Below are 17050 nucleotides of genomic sequence, written 5' to 3' on the forward strand. Positions count from 1 at the left end.
AGGGTATGGACGAGGCCGGCGACGCCGGTATGCCCGATGATCTGAAGCGCCTGCTTGCCCGTGCTGAGCAGGGCGAGGACGGCGACCCGGACGCCTATAACCCCGATCCCGATGATGATGAGGAAGAGGACGACGACGCCGAGCTCGAGGAGAGCTTTGGCGAAGTCGACCGTGGTGCCTCGGCCGGTGAGGATATCAACGGCGGCCAGCTCCAGATTTCGGAGTTCGGTCGCGAGATGAAGCAGTCGTTTATCGAGTATTCGATGTCGGTCATCACAGCCCGCGCCCTGCCGGACGTGCGCGACGGCTTAAAGCCGGTGCACCGCCGCATCCTGTACGCAATGAACGAGAGCGGCATCTACCCCAACCGCCCACACAAGAAGTCGGCCTGGACGGTCGGCGAAGTTATCGGTAAGTACCACCCGCATGGCGACGTCGCGGTCTATGAGGCCATGGTCCGCCTGGCGCAGTGGTTCTCCATGCGCACGCCGCTCATCGACGGCCACGGCAACTTCGGCAACATCGACGGCGACGGCGCGGCAGCCATGCGTTACACCGAGAGCCGCCTGGCCAAGCCCGCCATGGAATTGCTGCGTGACTTGCAAAAGGATACCGTCGACTGGCAGCCCAACTACGACGAATCGCTCGCCGAGCCCGTGGCACTGCCTGCGCGCTTCCCCAACCTGCTGGTTAACGGCAGCCAGGGCATCGCCGTCGGCATGGCCACCAACATCGCCCCGCACAACCTCACCGAGGCGATCGAGGCCACCTGTTACCTGATCGACAACCCCGACGCCACCGTCGACGAACTCATGCAGATCATGCCCGGTCCGGACTTCCCCACCGGCGCCATCATCATGGGCAGCGCTGGCATTAAGCAGAGCTACGAGACCGGCCGCGGCTCCATTACCGTGCGTGCCAAGGCACACGTGGAGTCCACCAAGACCGGCCGCAGCCGCCTGGTCTTTACCGAGATTCCCTATATGGTCAACAAGGGCACCCTGCAGGAGAAGATCGCCCAGCTCGTCAACGACAAGCGCATCGAGGGCATCTCGGATATGCGCGATGAGTCCAACCAGAAGGGCATCCGTCTGGTCATCGAGCTCAAGAAGGGCGTCATTCCGCAGGTCGTGCTCAACAACCTGTATAAGTACACCTCGCTGCAGACGACCTTTGGCGCCAACAACCTGGCGCTCGTCAACGGCGTTCCAAAATGCCTGAGCCTGCGCGAGATGCTGCAGCACTACATCGATCACCAGGTCGACGTCGTCACCCGCCGCACCCGCTTCGACCTTAAGAAGGCCCAGGCACGTGCCCATATCCTCGAGGGCTACCTGATGGCTCTCGACCATATCGACGAGGTCATCAGCATCATCCGCTCTTCGCAGACCGATTCCGAGGCCAGCAGCCGCCTGATCGAGCGCTTTGGCTTTACGCCCGAGCAGACCACGGCCATCCTCGAGATGAAGCTGCGCCGCCTGACCGGCCTGGAGCGCGACAAGATCCAGGAAGAACTGGACGGCCTGCGCCGCGCCATCGCCTACTACGAGGACCTGCTGGCGCACGAGGAGAAGATCCTGGGCGTCATCAAGGAAGAGATGCGCGAGATCTCTAAGAAATTCGGCGATAAGCGCCGCACCGAGATTAGCCATGTCGAGAAAGACCTGGACGTCGAGGACCTCATCGCCGACGAGGACATGGTCGTGACCATCACCCACACCGGCTATGTCAAGCGCATCCCGGTGGCCGCCTACCGCGCCCAGAAGCGCGGCGGCAAGGGCGTGCAGGGCGTCAACCTCAAAGAGGACGATGTCATCGACGAAATGTTCATCGCGTCCACGCACGAGTACGTGCTGTTCTTCTCGAACAAGGGCAAGGTCTATCGCCTGAAGGTGCACGAGCTGCCGGTGGGTACGCGCCAGGCGCGCGGTACCGCGATCGTCAACCTGCTGCCCTTCGAGGAGGGCGAGAAGATCGCGAGCGTCATCAGCTGCCGCGAGTTCCCGGCCGACGAGTACCTGATGTTTGCCACCAAGAGCGGCATGGTCAAGAAGACCGTGATGAGCGCATATGACCGCAGCCGTCGCGACGGCCTGATCGCTATCAACCTGCGTGACGACGACGCGCTGCTCGCCGTGCGCCGCGTGCGCGAGGGCGACAAGATTATCCTGGCCACCACCGCGGGCAAGGCGATCATGTTCTCCGAGGAGCAGGTGCGCGCCACCGGCCGCGATACCAGCGGCGTTCGCGGTATCGGAATGAAGGACGGCGTGAGCGTTCTGGGCATGGAAGTCACTAACGGTAACGGCGATCTATTCGTCATCACCGAGCGCGGCTACGGCAAGCGCACGCCGGTCGCGGACTACCCGGAGCAGAATCGCGGCGGCCAGGGCGTCTACACCATCCAAATGACCGAGCGTAAGGGTAACCTCGCGGCCATGAAGACGGTGGGCCCGCAGCACGAGCTGTTCATCGTGACGGAGGGCGCGACGGTCATTCGCGTCAAGACCGACGAGATCAGCCAGACCGGCCGCGCCACCCAGGGCGTCAAGATGATGACCGTCGACGACAACGACCGCATCTGCGCCGTAGCCCGCATGACGGCCGCCAAGGAGAAGCCCGAAGGCGAAGCCACAGAAGACGGCTCTGCCCCCGAAGAAACCCCTGTCGATCTAGGCGACGGCAACGACATGCCAGAGGATCTCCTAGACGAGTAAGAGGAACTAGCTGGTAGAAAATATCAGACCCCATATATCGGCGGTCGGCGCACTGCGCGCCGACCGCTTTTTTGACAATCTTGAACCTCGCGTCGGCCCCGGCTGCCCGGCGGCATGCGAAGTCGATCGCGAGTTCCGCACGAGCCGGAGAGCACTTAATGTGCTCTCCGCGCGAGCAGGACTGTCCGAGCAGGCGACTTCGCATGCCGCCGGGCAGCCGGGGCCGACACCCCTCAAAGATTTTCAAAAAAGTTGTTGACGCGCGCGTAACGACTCGTCTAATATATCCCTTGCGCGATGGACCTGTAGCTCAGTTGGTTAGAGCGTCCGGCTGATAACCGGGAGGTCACAAGTTCGAATCTTGTCAGGTCCACCACTTTCTTTCGCAATAAACACCCCAGCGAGAGCCGAGTCGCCGCTGGGGTGTTTATTACTGTCTCCGTGGGGGTTTAGCTCAGCTGGGAGAGCGCGGGCTTTGCAAGCCTGAGGTCAGGGGTTCGATCCCCCTAACCTCCACCATGATGGACCTGTAGCTCAGTTGGTTAGAGCGTCCGGCTGATAACCGGGAGGTCACAAGTTCGAATCTTGTCAGGTCCACCATCAAAACTGTGAAGAGCCTCGGGGCAATTGCCTCGAGGCTCTTTTCTTATCTACTGAAGACAGTCAAAAAAGCCCGTCCCAAAAAGACTACTTTGATTTTGTGTGCTGTGCGAAAGTTTGGGTAGTATAGCTATTCAATGCGGCGGGCTGCCGCGTGTTAACCGCTACGTACCGGAGGTGTTCCATGGTTCGTGTCGACATAGAGACCATCGTCATGGCCGCCGGTCCCGTGCCATCGCTTATCGTGCTTCGTGAGCGCAGCAGCAAATCGGACTCGCCCGCGCCGCTGCGTTCCCTTTCCATTCAGACTGGTTCGTTTGAAGCTGCTGCCATCAGCCGCGGCATCGATAGCGGCCGCGCCGAGCGCCCGATTACCCATGACCTGCTGCTCGATACCGTTGACGCCCTGGGTGCCAAACTCGAGCGCATCGAGATCGTTCGCGCCGAGCCGCCGGTGTTCTACGCGACGATCGTCGTACTGGTCGATGGCGAGGAGCGCAAGATCGACGCCCGCCCCAGTGACGCCATTGCCCTTGCCGTGCGCAGCAATGCTCCCATGTTTGTGGAGGACGACATCATGAATCGCTTGGGCACTGTTTCTACCCACGCCGAGGATGTCGACGACGAGCAGGAGTTCGAGAAGTTCGACGAGTTCGTCCATACGCTCTCCCCCGATGACTTCTAAATGCGGGGCGGCAGAGTTGCGGAGTGTTCGCTGATGGCCGGCGGTATGTCGGCTGAGGCGGCGGCCATTGCGCGCGAGGCCCAGATGCGCTCGGAGGCTTCTGAGGCGGCACGCATTGCCTATGTGACGCAGGCCCGCACGCTTCGCGAGCGCCGCGGCTCGTTTATCAAGATGGTTGTCGTCTCCGCCCTTGTCGCGGCTATCTGCTCGCGCCTTCGTGGTACAGTTGGTGCGCTTGGGTTTTCGATCTCTACGGGCCTCGTGATCTGGGGTGTGGTCGATGCGGTAATGCTGACCAACCAGATCAAGGTACTCGACAAGCGCGCGATGGATATGATGCGCGCCCGCGACGCTGCCGCCAAGATTGCTGCCGAGGCACAAGAACTGTAACGACGCCGGACTCGATGGGAAGGTCTAAAGATGGCACAGGATATGCAGGACGCCGCTAACGTCTCCGCCGAGCTCGACGCCATGGTGTGTGACCTGATTGGTGCGTTCTTGGACGACCTGGCCGCGGGCGAGAACCCGGGCGTGGTTGTGGCAATTGAGGACGCCGCTTCCAACCGTTATCTGGCCGCACTCGACGAAGATGGCGAAGAGGCGTGCCTCGAGGCGGCCACCAACTTTATCTCCGAGCATAAGATGGGTCTTAAGGACGAGGGTCTGGGCCGTATCGCCCGCTATGCCATTGGCTATACCGGCTGCGTCGAGATTGACGGAGGCTACCACGACGCTCTGCTCGTGAGCTTCTTTGAGACTACGCTCGAGAGCGGTTTTTCGGCATATGTGCTGTATGAGGGCATGGGCGCCGGCGATGGTTTTATGTGGAGCGACCCTGAACCTGCAGGTGAGGAAACCCCTCTCATCTAAAATCGCTAAAATAAACGAGTTTTCGGTAAAAGGCTCAATATTCCCGCTGAGCGTTGTATCGCTGGGCGGGCCGCATACGCGTGCCGTTTGTATATGGATAGAAGATAGGGGAACTACATGCGCGTAGACAATCTGAGGAACATCGCCATCATCGCCCACGTCGACCACGGCAAGACGACGATGGTCGACAAGCTCCTGCGTGCCACGGACGCCTTCCGTGCCAACCAGCAGGTCGAGGACCGCGTCCTGGACTCTAACGACCAGGAGCGCGAGCGCGGCATCACGATTCTCGCCAAGAACATCTCTATCGAGTACAAGGACGTCAAGATCAACGTCATCGACACCCCGGGCCACGCCGACTTTGGCGGCGAGGTCGAGCGCGTGCTGCGTATGGCCGACGGCGCCCTGCTGCTGGTCGACGCCTTTGAGGGCCCCATGCCCCAGACTCGCTTCGTGCTGCGTCACGCTATCGACACCGGCCTCAAGATCATGATCGTCATCAACAAGATCGACCGTCCGGGTGCCAACCCCGAGAAGGCCTACAACGACTGCCTGGACCTTATGGCCGACCTGGGTGCTACCGACGACCAGCTTGAGTTTGCCATGGAGCATGTCATCTACGCCAGCGGCGTCAACGGCTTTGCCCGTCATGATCCCGAGGACGGCAACATGGACATGTACCCGCTGCTCGACATGATCATCGACGACATGCCCGCACCCGAGGTTGACGAGACCGCTCCGCTGGCCATGCAGTGCGTGACCATCGACCACTCTAACTTTGTCGGCCGCATCGGTATCGGCCGCGTGTACTCTGGTGCCATTCACCAGGGCGACCAGATCCTGGTTGTCAAGAACGACGGCTCCAGCGCCACCGCTACCGTCAAACAGCTCTTTACCTTCGACTACCTGGGCCGTACCGAGTGCCAGGAAGTCGGCGCCGGCGACATCGCCGCCGTTGTCGGTATTGACCGCACCGATATCGGCGATGTCTACACCGACCCCGAGAACCCCGTCGAGCTCGAGCCCATCGAGATCGACCCGCCGACCCTGTCTATCGTCTTTGAGGCTTCGACCTCTCCGCTCGTCGGCCGCGATGGCGACATCGTGGGCGCCCGTCAGCTCAAGGAGCGTCTGTTCAACGAGGCCGAGAACAACGTGACCATGAAGATCGAGGAGCTCGAGGACAAGAGCGGCGTCGAGGTCTCGGGTCGCGGCATCCTGCACCTGTCCGTTCTGATGGAGTCCATGCGTCGCGAGGGCTTTGAGTTCCAGGTCGGCCGTCCCCGCGTTCTGTTTAAGAAGGACGAGAACGGCAACAAGATGGAGCCTGTCGAGCAGGCCGTCGTCGAGTGCCCGGACGAGTACTCGGGCAAGGTCGTTGAGGTCTTCGGCACCTCCGGTGGCATCATGACGAGCATGGATACCTCGGGCATCGTGACGCACCTTGAGTTTAAGATCCCGACGCGTGGCATCATGGGCCTTAAGAACCGCATCATGAACGTCACCCACGGCGAGGGCGTGTTCTACCACACCTTCCTGGAGTACGGTCCCTACGCCGGCGAGATCGGCAACCGCCAGAACGGCGCCATGATCTCCATGACCACCGAGAAGGCCGTTGCCTACGCCCTGGGCACGCTGCAGGAGCGCGGTCAGCTGTTTGTTGAGCCGGGTACCGAGTGCTACGAGGGCATGATCGTGGGCGAGCGCAGCAAGGCCGGCGACATGGTCGTCAACATCGCCCGCACCAAGAACCTGGGTAACCAGCGTTCCTCGACCTCCGACATCTCCGTGCAGCTGGTGCCGCCTCGCACCTTCTCTCTGGAGGAGGCGCTGGAGTACATCGCCGACGACGAGCTGGTGGAGATTACTCCCAAGAACATCCGCCTGCGCAAGCGTCTGCTCAACGCCACCGACCGTAAGAAGGCAGCCGTCCGCGCCGGCCAGGTCAACAAATAAGCGCTGGGGCTTATAACTGCCAATAAGAAAGGGCGTCGACCGCAATGGTCGGCGCCCTTTTTGGTGCAATGGGATCAGGTTGCTTTGCGCCACCACAAAGGTGCCTGGCCCTTTTGTGGTGGTTGGCGGCTAGGCGGTGGGGAGTCCTGGCGTGTTGGCTGCCTGCTGCGGCTTGAGGTGGGCGTTGCGCCAGATGATTTGGATGATGTAGCCGAGCATAAAGACAAAGGCTACGCCGCTGATGAAGTCGCCTACGAGGGGGATTGCCGTAAGCGCGCCCGCGGCGATGCCGCCCACGGCCGCCATGGCGTAACGGTTCTGGCTGTGTCCGACCATGCGGGCGATTGCGCACCCCGCAAAGGCACTCGACACCAATGCGATGCCGATAACGCCGCACAAGAGGGTTCCGGCAAGCGACAGGCCAGCGATAGAGATAATCAGCAGTAGGACGGCGGGGACGACAGCAATCGTACCCAGAAGACCGCTCACCCACAGGGGCGTGGGGCGCTGGTGGAGCATGCCAGCGGCGCTGGCGGTTGCACGCGGAAAGACGAGCTCGAGCAGCAGGGCGACAAAGCAGGTCGAGAGCGCCGCGGCGACGATGCCGCCGATGATGTTGTTAGCGGTCGTGGCCGCGCTCTCGTTCTCGGTGCGGTCGATCTTGAGTGCGCCTACCTCGGCTCCTGCGGCACGCTCGGGGTCCTCGGAGACGTGCGCGTTCACGGTGCCGGTAATACGGGCATTCTTGCCCAAGACGAGCTTATCGGCCCAAACCTCGACATCGCCCTCGACGGTGCCGTCGATGGTCACCGTATCGCCTGCAAGCGCTGCCGACTTGGCGGAGCCTCGCAGGGCAACCGTCTCGCCCATCGCGTAAAAACAGTTGGCGGCGCTGTCGGAATTGAGCACAACGTGCTGACCGGCCACCGTGACGCTGCCATTAACCGTGGTTTTGGCGATATCGATAGTGCGTGCCGCCAGACGGACGGCGCCGCCCACCGTGCAGTCGCGGATCGAGAGGGTATCGCCCGCGGCGATGATATCGCGGTCGATGGACGCATCGTCCAAGTTGAGAGCCTGGCCTGCCCAGTACAGGTCACCCTCGACGCCGGACGGATTGGCGTCATTGTCGGTCGCAAGTATGTTTCCTGCGGTGTCCGTGCCGGCGAACGACGCCGTGGGAAGTGCGGTGAGCGCCAGCACGATGAGCGCGAATAGGATGGTGATGCGGCCCCACGCTTTATGGCGCTGGGTCGACGGGAATTGATTGCAGGGCATAGTGAATCCTTCGTCAGATGCTCGACATGCACCTAACAGGGTACCCAACGCGTGGGCGCTCTAAAAGAACCTCTCGGTTGTATTTCGAAGGATGAGGCCGCGCAATCTACTTTTTGCGGTGCAAAAAACGTGCGATGTCTTCCTCGGTGGGGCTTTTGATGTCGAAGCGCAGCGACAGCCAGCGCAGTCCCATGGTTATCGCAACGCATACGATTAACGCGGTGATGTTGCTGACGACGCCGCTCATGACAAGGCATACATAGCTTGCAGAGCCGGCAATGGCTGCGATGGCATAGAAGTTGGTGCGCTGGAAAATGCCCGGCACCACGCCCATAAAGCTGTCACGCAGCATGCCGCCGCCCACCGCGGTGAAAAAGCCCATCATGATGCACACCGCCGGCGCAAAGCCGTAGACCAGCGCCTTGTCTGCTCCAGTGGCGGCATAGATGCCGACCGAGATGATGTCGAGCAGGGGGATGAGTTTTTCGGGCTTGTCGACGATTGCCGGGAAAATGTAGATGATGGCTGCCGTGGCAATGGAAAGCGGGAGCGCCATCGGTTGGTTGAGGATGTAGACGTTGCCCACCTGCAGCGTCATATCGCGCAAAAGACCGCCGCCCAGGCCACAGACCACGGCGAGCGCGACGGCGCCCACCAGGTCGAGCTTGTGCTCGCGCGCAACCAGAACTCCTGAGATCGATGCCGCGACAACAGCGAACATCTCAAGCCAAAACGGAATAGCGACCATGGCATCCGAGGCATGTGAGGTAACGGTCATAGCGGCGACGATGGGCAAGATAGGGTCCTTCTGATTGCGGGTTTAGATAATGCCCGTACATAGTACATGGTTGACGGGTCTGGCGACCCTATTGCTCGGTAAACGGTCGGGACTGGATGCGGGCGTAGGGCCAAACATGTACGTCAGCCTCCAAAGATGTCAAAAATGTCGGTTTTGGAGGGTGATGTACGCGTTTGAGATTTGGGGCTGGGATCGACCGCGATGGGGGCGTGGCTGAATAGGAGGGATGTCCAAATTTTGAGCGAAGCTCAAAATTTATCCGGTCGGCTTACGCCGACCGCGCTGCGCTAAAAACGCGCCACAGGCGCGTTTTCTTTACGCTCCGCGCCCTGGCGGGTTCGAATCCCTCCTCCTCCGCCGTATTTGCTTGTTAGGGACTCAAAACAAAAAAGCTCCCGTTGTTGGGAGCTTTTTCAACCAAAATGGCGGAGGAGGAGGGATTCGAACCCTCGTGACCTTATACAGGCCAAACGGTTTTCGAGACCGCCGCATTCAACCACTCTGCCACCCCTCCGCGTGGGGTAAAAACAAAGCAGGCTCAAAGGCCTGCTTTGGAATTAACTGGCGGAGAGTCAGGGATTTGAACCCTGGAGACGCTTTTGACGCCTACACGATTTCCAATCGTGCTCCTTCGGCCACTCGGACAACTCTCCGTTAAATGCGAAAGTCAGTATACACGAGGAATCGCAAAGTGCAAACAGAAAAGTTGGCATTTTTTAAAGCGCTTGACCGCGCTTGGCGTTGCAGTGGGGTTTGAGGTACCAAAAAACGCCTTCCGACCAGCGTGGTTGATTAACTCAATTGTTCAAAAGGGGTATTCATAAGTGACTCGGCAATGAATTTAAAAATCTTTGGGTGGTGCTGTGAGCCACTGGTATGTATTTTGCGACCACAACCATGCGCCCGCTGACCTGCGACTTAACCCAGTTTGTCCCCGTGGCACCGTATCTTGTCCACAAATCCGTCAAGTTCTTGGTCGGCATTTGGTTAGAACGCGCATGAAGTGCTGTGTAAGCATGGGCATATGTGGAGGTCATGAGGTTGTAGCTGCATATTCTTGCAGCCTAGGAGGTTGAAAGATATTATTACCAAGTCTTTTCCTGCTTCAGGCGCACCTTCACGACCTGAAGCCACATTTGCCCAGAGGAGGTGACAATATGAAGGCTTATGAACTGCTGTTCTTTGTTGACCCGTCGCTCGACCCCGAGACTCGTCTCGCTGTTATGAAGCGTATCGATACCACGATCGCTGAGGGCGCTGGCAAGGTCGACTCCGTTGACGAGTGGGGCAAGCGCAAGCTCGCCTACGAGATCAACGACCTCACCGATGGTGACTACACCCTCATCAACTTCCACGCAGATCCTACCCAGATCGCCGAGCTTGATCGCGTCCTGCGCATCACCGACGCTGTGGTCCGCCACATGATCGTCCGTCGCGACGACCAGGAGTAAGACTGTCGTTTTGGACTGGGCTTGTGCCCCAAGAGGAAGTAGTGAGTTATGAGCATCAATCGAGTGAACATCACCGGTAACCTCACCCGCGATCCCGAGCTGCGCGCCACCGCCGGCGGAACCCAGGTTCTGTCCTTTGGCGTCGCCGTGAACGATCGCCGCCGCAACGCCCAGACTGGCGAGTGGGAGGACTATCCCAACTTTGTTGACTGCACTATGTTCGGCACCCGCGCCGAGGCCGTGAGCCGTTTCCTGGCAAAGGGAAACAAGGTCGCGATCGAGGGCAAGCTGCGCTACAGCTCTTGGGAGCGCGACGGTCAGCGCAGGAGCAAGCTTGAGGTCATCGTCGATGAGATCGAGTTTATGAGCTCCCGTGGTAGCCAGGGTGGCTACGATCAGGGCGGTTACGCCCCCGCAGCTCCCGCGCCCGCAGCACGTCCTGCCGCACCGGTGGCTACGCCGCCCGCGGTCGACGTCTACGATGAGGACATCCCGTTCTAAGGGTTGTTCACCTATTTTTGAGTGAGAGGCGGCTTCGACTCGCCGAAGTTGCCAAATGAAAGGTATTTTGACATGGCTAATGATTATTCTGCACGTCAGCCGCGTCGTAAGTACTGCCAGTTCTGCAAGGAGAACACTGAGTTCATCGACTATAAGGACACTCAGCTTCTCCGTAAGTACATGACCGACCGTGGCAAGATCAAGCCCCGTCGCGTCACTGGCGCTTGCACGCAGCATCAGCATGACATCGCCAACGCCATCAAGCGCGCCCGCGAGATGGCTCTCCTGCCGTACACCGTCCCCGTGGTTTCCTCTCGTGGCAACCGCGACCGCGGCTAAGAAGGGAGACGCATCATGAAGGTTATTCTTCTCGATGAGATCAAGGGCAAGGGCGGCGAGGGTGACGTCGTAGAGGTCGCTCAGGGTTACGCTGAGAACTTCCTGTTCCCCAAGAAGCTCGCTGTTGCCGCCACCAAGGGCAACCTCAAGCAGCTTGACGAGCGTCGCAACAACATCGCCAAGCGCGAGGCCGTCCGTCTGGCTACCGCCAACGAGACCAAGGCTGCCTTCGAGGGCAAGCAGGTCACCGTTGACGTCAAGGTTGGCGACGAGGGCATCCTCTTTGGCTCCGTTACCGCCGCTATGATCGCTGACGCCATCAAGGATCAGCTCGGTATGGACATCGACCGCAAGCGCGTCGAGCTCGGTAAGCCCATCAAGGTTGCCGGTGCCCACACCGTCGCTATCTCGCTGTACCGCGAGATCAAGGCCGAGGTTGTCGTTCTCGTCGGCGTTACCGCCGAGGAGCTCGCTGCCGAGGCTGAGGTTGAGGAGACCGCTGAGGTCGCCGAGACCGAGACCGCCGAGGTCGAGACCGAGGCTGCTGCCGAGTAGCATTTGCTGCAACGCAACAATCTTGTTCTAAGAAGGGCGCTCTGGGAGACCAGGGCGTCCTTTTATTTTTTGCGCTGGGTGAGTGTCGTGGCAGTCATTGAGATGCGGTCCCGTGTATGGGACCGTTCATCCGTTTGGTTCGGTGATGATTGCCAAGGCGCGGCTCGATTTATAGCCGCGGCTGATACTATGGATGCTCGCAAGCGATATGAATGAGGATGCTCATGGCATATGACGATAGGGAGACGGGGCTGACGGTCGAGGACCGTGGTTCCAAGCTGGGTCTCCCCCAAAACCAAGATGCAGAGGCCAACGTACTGGCTGCTATGCTGCTATCGCCTGAGGTGGTCGAAGAGGCCCAGGTCGAGCTGCAGCCCGATGACTTCTACCGGCCTATTCATAAGACCATCTATACCGCGATGGTCGATATGTACAACAGCCGCATCCCCATCGACTCCATCTCGCTGATCGATTACCTGCGAAGCATCAACAAGCTCGATGCCGTGGGCGGCGAGGCATACATTTTGGAGCTGATGGGTCAGACCCTGTCGCTCGTTAACTGGCAGCACCATGCCGCCATCGTTCGTCGCGACTCGATGCTGCGCGAGCTGATTGGCGCCACCAACGAGATCAACGCGCTGGCCTACAACGCCCCCACCGACACCAAAGAGGTCGTGGAGCTGGCCGAGAGCAAGCTGCTCAAGGTCACGGCGCGTGAGGTTAAGTCGAGCTACAAGACGCTGACCGAGTTTATGGTCGAGGCCTATAACGAGGCCGAGGAAGTGTGCAAGGCCGGCGGTCAGGCTGCAGGCGTGCCCACGGGCTTCCCGTCGCTCGACCGTATGCTCATGGGCTTCCGCGAGGGCCAGCTCATCATTATCGGCGCCCGTCCCGCCGTGGGTAAGACGTCGTTCGCCCTGAACTTGGCGCTCAATGCCGCCGCAGCGGGCTATACCGTCGGCTTCTTCTCGCTGGAGATGTCGGGCAAGGAAATTGCCCAGCGTCTGATTTGCGCCTATGCCATGATCTCGATCAGCGACTTCCGTACGGGCCGCATTAGTCCCGAGCAGTGGGCCAACATCAATGAGGCCACGCAGACGCTGTCCAAGCTCGATATTCTGATTGACGATACGCCCGGCACCACGGTGACCGAGATTCGCGCCAAGAGCCGCCGCATGCTCCATAACAAGGAGAAGGCCATCATCATCCTGGACTATTTGCAGCTGGTGAGTCCCCCGCCGGGACGTCGTTCCGAGAGCCGCACCGTCGAGGTCTCCGAGATGTCGCGTGGTCTGAAGATTATGGCCAAGGAGCTCAAGATTCCGCTGATCGCGTTGTCGCAGCTGTCGCGTCAGGTTGAATCCCGTACCGGCAAGCGCCCGCAGCTGTCCGACCTGCGTGAATCGGGCTCCATCGAGCAGGATGCCGATATCGTCATGTTCTTGGACCGATCCGCCGACGAGGCCGAGGCCTCGCGCGACGACCGACCCGACGAGGGCGTTACGCGTATCGTCGTGGCCAAGAACCGTTCGGGCCCGATTGGCGACGTCGACCTGATGTTCCTGCCGGCATCCACCAAGTTCTATGAGCTTGATGGGGCGCATACCGAGGAGTAGGACAGGCGCCCGTTGCACGGGTATACTGGGAATGTTTTGTGCTTCTGCGCACTTGCGGTGTGCGGACAGTCCATGAATGTGAGGAGTAAACATGCCGTCAACCGTTTTGGTCGGTGCCCAGTGGGGCGATGAGGGCAAGGGTAAGATCTGCGACCTGGTCGCCGGCGACTTTGATGCCGTCGTGCGCTATTCGGGCGGCAACAACGCCGGCCACACCATCGTCGTCAACGGCAAGAAGTACGGCCTGCACCAGGTGCCCTCCGGCATCATGTATTCCGACCACGTGTCGGTGATCGGTAACGGCTGCGTCGTCAACCCCAAGGTCGTCCTTGAGGAGATCGACATGTTCGAGGCCGACGGCATCACCACCAAGAATCTCAAGATCAGCGGCAACGCGCATGTCATCATGCCGTACCACATCGATCTGGATGGCGCCTTTGAGCAGAAGCTCGGCAAGAAGAACATCGGTACCACTAAGCGCGGCATCGGTCCGTGCTACCAGGACAAGATGGCCCGTATTGGCCTGCGTATGCAGGACATGCTGGATGAGGCGCTGTTCCGCGATAAGCTGGAGACCGCTCTTGCCCGCGTGAACCCCGAGCTAGAGCTCATCTACAACCTGCCCACCTACACCGTGGATCAGATTTGCGATGAGTACCTGCCCATGGCCGAGCGCCTGCGCCCCTACATCACCGAGACGAGCCTGCTGCTCAACAACATGATCGATGAGGGCAAGGATTTGCTGTTTGAGGGCGCCCAGGCGACGCTGCTCGACATCGATCACGGCACCTATCCGTACGTGACGTCTTCTAACTGCACCGCCGGCGGCGCCATTACCGGTTCCGGCGTCGGCATGAAGAACGTCGACCGCGTGCTGGGCGTCATGAAGGCCTATATCACCCGCGTCGGTTCGGGCCCCATGCCCACCGAGCTTTCCTATGAGTCCGAGGCCGGCCACACGCTGACCGAGGAGGGCTACGAGTACGGCGTGACCACCGGTCGCCGTCGTCGCTGCGGCTGGTTTGACGGCCCTATCGCCAACTATGCCTCACGCGTCAACGGCCTCACCGACATCGCTGTGACCAAGCTCGACGTGCTTTCGGCCTTCGACACCATTAAGGTGTGCGTTGCCTATGACGTCGACGGCGAGCGCTACACGAGCGTGCCCGAGCACCAGGTGCGTTTTGAGCATGCCAAGCCCGTCTACGAGGAGCTCCCTGGCTGGAAGTGCGACATCACCGGCTGCCGCAGCTTTGATGAGCTGCCGCAGGAGGCTCAGGACTACGTGGCGTTTATCGAGGATCTGGCACACACCCGCGTGACGTTCATCGGCGTTGGCGCCGGTCGCGAGCAGATCATCAACCGATTCTGGAAGTAATCGGCGTTATTTGGTTATTGCGATATACCCCTTTGCAGCCCAGATGGGCGGCCGAGGGGTATATTTGCTTGTAAAGGGCCCGCGCGGAGCGGGCCGGTAATCCATAGAGGAGGCACCCTTGAAGGCGGACACTCAAACCATCGACATCCTGTTGTTGGGCAGCGGCGGCCGCGAGCATGCTCTGGCAGCCAAGCTCGCAGCATCACCGCGCGCCGGCAAGCTCTACATCGCGCCGGGTAACGGCGGCACCGCGAGCTGCGGCGAGAATGTGGTTCTCGACGATTGCGATCCTGCGGCCGTGGCGGCGTTTGCCCAGAGCCATGGATGCGGACTCGTGGTGATTGGCCCCGAGGCTCCGCTCGTGGCGGGCGTTGCCGACGCCGTCCGCGCGGCGGGCATCCCGTGCTTTGGCCCGGGTGCCGAGGGCGCCCAGATGGAGGGCTCTAAGCTGTTCTCCAAGCAGCTCATGGAGCGCGCCGGTATCCCGACGGCAGCCTATGGCTCATTTACCGACGAGGCTTCGGCTCTTGCCTATGTGCGCGAGCAGGGCGCTCCGCTGGTCGTCAAGGCCGACGGCCTTGCCGCGGGCAAGGGCGTTATCGTGGCAACCGAGCTTTCGCAGGCCGAGGAGGCTGTGCGTGAGTGTTTTGGCGGCACCTTTGGCGATGCCGGCAACACGGTGGTCATCGAGAAGATGCTGACCGGCCCCGAGTGCTCGCTGCTGGCCTTTACCGACGGCAAGACCGTCCGTCCCATGGCCACCTCGCAGGATCACAAGCGTGCGCTCGAGGGCGACAAGGGCCCCAACACCGGCGGCATGGGCGTCTACAGCCCGGTGCCCATCGTGACCGACGAGGAGCACGCCACCATGGTGAAGGTCATGGAGCAGACCGTGGCAGAGCTCGCTGCCGAGGGCATCGACTACCGCGGCTGCCTGTACGGCGGCTTTATGCTCACCCCTGCCGGCCCCAAGGTGCTGGAGTTCAATGCCCGCTTTGGCGATCCTGAGACGCAGGTCGTGCTGCCGCGCCTTAAGAACGACCTGGTCGAGGTCATGCTTGCCTGCGCCAACTGCGAGCTCGATCAGGTTGAGCTCGATTGGCGTGACGAGTGGGCCGTGGCCGTTGTCCTGACGAGCGCGGGCTATCCCGGCAGCTACGAGAAGGGCAAGGTCATTACCGGCATCGAGGATGCCGAGGCTATGGAGAACGTGACGGTGTATCACGCCGGTACCGCCGTGGTGGACGGCAAGCTCGTGACCAACGGCGGTCGTGTGCTCGCCGTGACCGCGCTGGGCGATACGTTCGAGAACGCTCGCGACCTTGCCTACGAGGCCTGCGAGAAGATCAACTTTGAGGGCAAGACCCTGCGTCACGACATTGGTCTGCGCGCACTGCGCGGCCGCGATGCCTGGGATGCCTAAAATCCGAGAGGAATGAGACGGATGGACGAGAAGAACGAAGAGCTCGTGGACGCGCAGATCGTCGAGGAAGACGGCCGCGCGTACGGACACGCCGAGGGCGAGCCTGGTGGCGAGGTCGTTGACGAGCCGGCACTGGTGCTGGGCGACGACGACCCGCATGACGCCCTGCTGCACGAGAAGATTCTTTCGGAGGAGTGCGCCTGGAAGGGCAAGATCCTCGACGTCCACCGTCTTGAGGTTGAACTGCCCAACGGTCACCGCAGCGCCCGCGATATCGTTCGCCATCCGGGTGCGGCGGCCGTTGTGGCGCTGACCGAGAGCGGCAAGATTGTGCTGGTGCGTCAGTATCGCACCGCCATCGACCGCGTGACGGTCGAGATTCCCGCCGGCAAGCTCGACCCGGGCGAGGACCCGCTCGATTGCGCCAAGCGCGAGCTGCACGAGGAGACGGGCTTTAAGGCCGGTCGCATTCGCTTTTTGACGTCCATTGTCACGTCCTGTGGTTTTTGCGACGAGATCATTCACATCTACTTGGCTACCAGGCTCGAGTTTGATGCGCCCAACCCCGATGATGACGAATTCGTCAACGTTGACTTGGTGCCGCTGCACGAGCTGATCGACGCCGTGCTCGACGGCAAGATCGAGGATGCCAAGACCGTCGTGGGCGCGCTTGCCTGCGACAGCATCGCGCACCGCTTGGGCGGGGCAGAGCTTTAACAAGTGGGGTGACCTGGGAGTCATTTTGCCAACGTTATTAGTGCGGAGGCTATGATCCCGCAGGTTTGTGTAAGTCAGCGAAAGTGCTCCATTTGAGACAAGGTGGCCTAAAAGAGGAGGGAAGCGTATGGATATACGCGACCGATGATTGAAGGCCAGATTGTC

General features: G+C 60.6%; 15 protein-coding genes and 5 tRNA genes. 16 read left to right on the forward strand and 4 right to left on the reverse strand.

Annotated elements, in window-relative coordinates:
• The first annotated feature begins 5 nt into the window (after positions 1-5).
• The 8 genes from gyrA (at position 6) to typA (ending at position 6828) form a co-directional block, all read left to right on the forward strand.
• Complete coding sequence (gyrA, locus tag DW823_RS02355; protein WP_118080289.1) at positions 6-2717, forward strand: DNA gyrase subunit A; 2712 nt, start codon at positions 6-8, stop codon at positions 2715-2717.
• Between the two features lie 299 nt (positions 2718-3016).
• Positions 3017-3093 (forward strand) — tRNA-Ile (locus tag DW823_RS02360).
• Between the two features lie 67 nt (positions 3094-3160).
• Positions 3161-3236, forward strand: a tRNA-Ala gene (locus DW823_RS02365).
• Positions 3237-3240: 4 nt separating this feature from the next.
• Positions 3241-3317, forward strand: a tRNA-Ile gene (locus DW823_RS02370).
• A 184-nt stretch (positions 3318-3501) separates the two neighbouring features.
• Positions 3502-4002 (forward strand): bifunctional nuclease family protein, encoded by a 501-nt coding sequence (locus DW823_RS02375; RefSeq protein WP_117564020.1) that lies wholly within the window; start codon positions 3502-3504, stop codon positions 4000-4002.
• A gap of 33 nt (positions 4003-4035) precedes the next feature.
• A complete protein-coding gene (locus DW823_RS02380) occupies positions 4036-4392 on the forward strand; it encodes a hypothetical protein (RefSeq protein WP_117735835.1) in 357 nt (118 codons plus the stop codon).
• A gap of 30 nt (positions 4393-4422) precedes the next feature.
• On the forward strand, positions 4423-4872 hold the full coding sequence (locus tag DW823_RS02385; protein WP_117790677.1) for a hypothetical protein: 450 nt from the start codon (positions 4423-4425) through the stop codon (positions 4870-4872).
• A 117-nt stretch (positions 4873-4989) separates the two neighbouring features.
• Positions 4990-6828: a translational GTPase TypA gene (gene typA, locus DW823_RS02390; protein ID WP_117735836.1), complete on the forward strand. Its 1839-nt coding sequence runs from the start codon at positions 4990-4992 to the stop codon at positions 6826-6828.
• A gap of 129 nt (positions 6829-6957) precedes the next feature.
• Here the strand turns inward: typA and DW823_RS02395 are convergent, their stop codons facing one another.
• From DW823_RS02395 to DW823_RS02410, 4 genes are all read right to left on the reverse strand, one after another.
• Entirely contained in the window at positions 6958-8106 is a 1149-nt protein-coding gene (locus DW823_RS02395) for a polymer-forming cytoskeletal protein (protein ID WP_117848448.1), read from the reverse strand.
• 106 nt (positions 8107-8212) lie between these two features.
• Entirely contained in the window at positions 8213-8902 is a 690-nt protein-coding gene (locus tag DW823_RS02400) for a trimeric intracellular cation channel family protein (RefSeq protein WP_233506191.1), read from the reverse strand.
• 426 nt (positions 8903-9328) lie between these two features.
• Positions 9329-9419, reverse strand: a tRNA-Ser gene (locus DW823_RS02405).
• Between the two features lie 48 nt (positions 9420-9467).
• Positions 9468-9558, reverse strand: a tRNA-Ser gene (locus DW823_RS02410).
• Between the two features lie 504 nt (positions 9559-10062).
• Between DW823_RS02410 and rpsF the strand changes: the two genes are divergently transcribed.
• The 8 genes from rpsF to DW823_RS02450 all read left to right on the forward strand — a co-directional run bounded on the left by rpsF (position 10063) and on the right by DW823_RS02450 (position 16885).
• Positions 10063-10356 carry a 30S ribosomal protein S6 gene (gene rpsF / locus DW823_RS02415; RefSeq protein ID WP_006235831.1) on the forward strand — a complete coding sequence of 98 codons (294 nt, stop codon included), beginning with the start codon at positions 10063-10065 and terminating at the stop codon, positions 10354-10356.
• 48 nt (positions 10357-10404) lie between these two features.
• A complete protein-coding gene (locus DW823_RS02420) occupies positions 10405-10857 on the forward strand; it encodes a single-stranded DNA-binding protein (protein ID WP_118080026.1) in 453 nt (150 codons plus the stop codon).
• A 72-nt stretch (positions 10858-10929) separates the two neighbouring features.
• On the forward strand, positions 10930-11196 hold the full coding sequence (rpsR, locus tag DW823_RS02425) for a 30S ribosomal protein S18 (protein WP_117778657.1): 267 nt from the start codon (positions 10930-10932) through the stop codon (positions 11194-11196).
• 15 nt (positions 11197-11211) lie between these two features.
• The gene (gene rplI, locus DW823_RS02430) at positions 11212-11751 is read left to right on the forward strand and encodes a 50S ribosomal protein L9 (RefSeq protein WP_118080028.1); all 540 of its coding nucleotides are present in this window, start codon (positions 11212-11214) and stop codon (positions 11749-11751) included.
• 218 nt (positions 11752-11969) lie between these two features.
• Positions 11970-13367 carry a replicative DNA helicase gene (gene dnaB, locus DW823_RS02435; RefSeq protein ID WP_117778659.1) on the forward strand — a complete coding sequence of 466 codons (1398 nt, stop codon included), beginning with the start codon at positions 11970-11972 and terminating at the stop codon, positions 13365-13367.
• Positions 13368-13458: 91 nt separating this feature from the next.
• Positions 13459-14745 carry an adenylosuccinate synthase gene (locus DW823_RS02440; protein WP_118080030.1) on the forward strand — a complete coding sequence of 429 codons (1287 nt, stop codon included), beginning with the start codon at positions 13459-13461 and terminating at the stop codon, positions 14743-14745.
• A 118-nt stretch (positions 14746-14863) separates the two neighbouring features.
• Positions 14864-16168, forward strand: coding sequence for a phosphoribosylamine--glycine ligase (purD, locus tag DW823_RS02445; RefSeq protein WP_118080032.1), 1305 nt, complete (start codon positions 14864-14866; stop codon positions 16166-16168).
• A 21-nt stretch (positions 16169-16189) separates the two neighbouring features.
• Positions 16190-16885, forward strand: a complete 696-nt coding sequence (locus DW823_RS02450) for an NUDIX domain-containing protein (protein ID WP_118080034.1) — start codon at positions 16190-16192, stop codon at positions 16883-16885.
• Positions 16886-17050: the final 165 nt, after the last annotated feature.

The sequence above is a fragment of the Collinsella sp. AM34-10 genome (genome assembly GCF_003469185.1).
GTDB lineage: Bacteria > Actinomycetota > Coriobacteriia > Coriobacteriales > Coriobacteriaceae > Collinsella.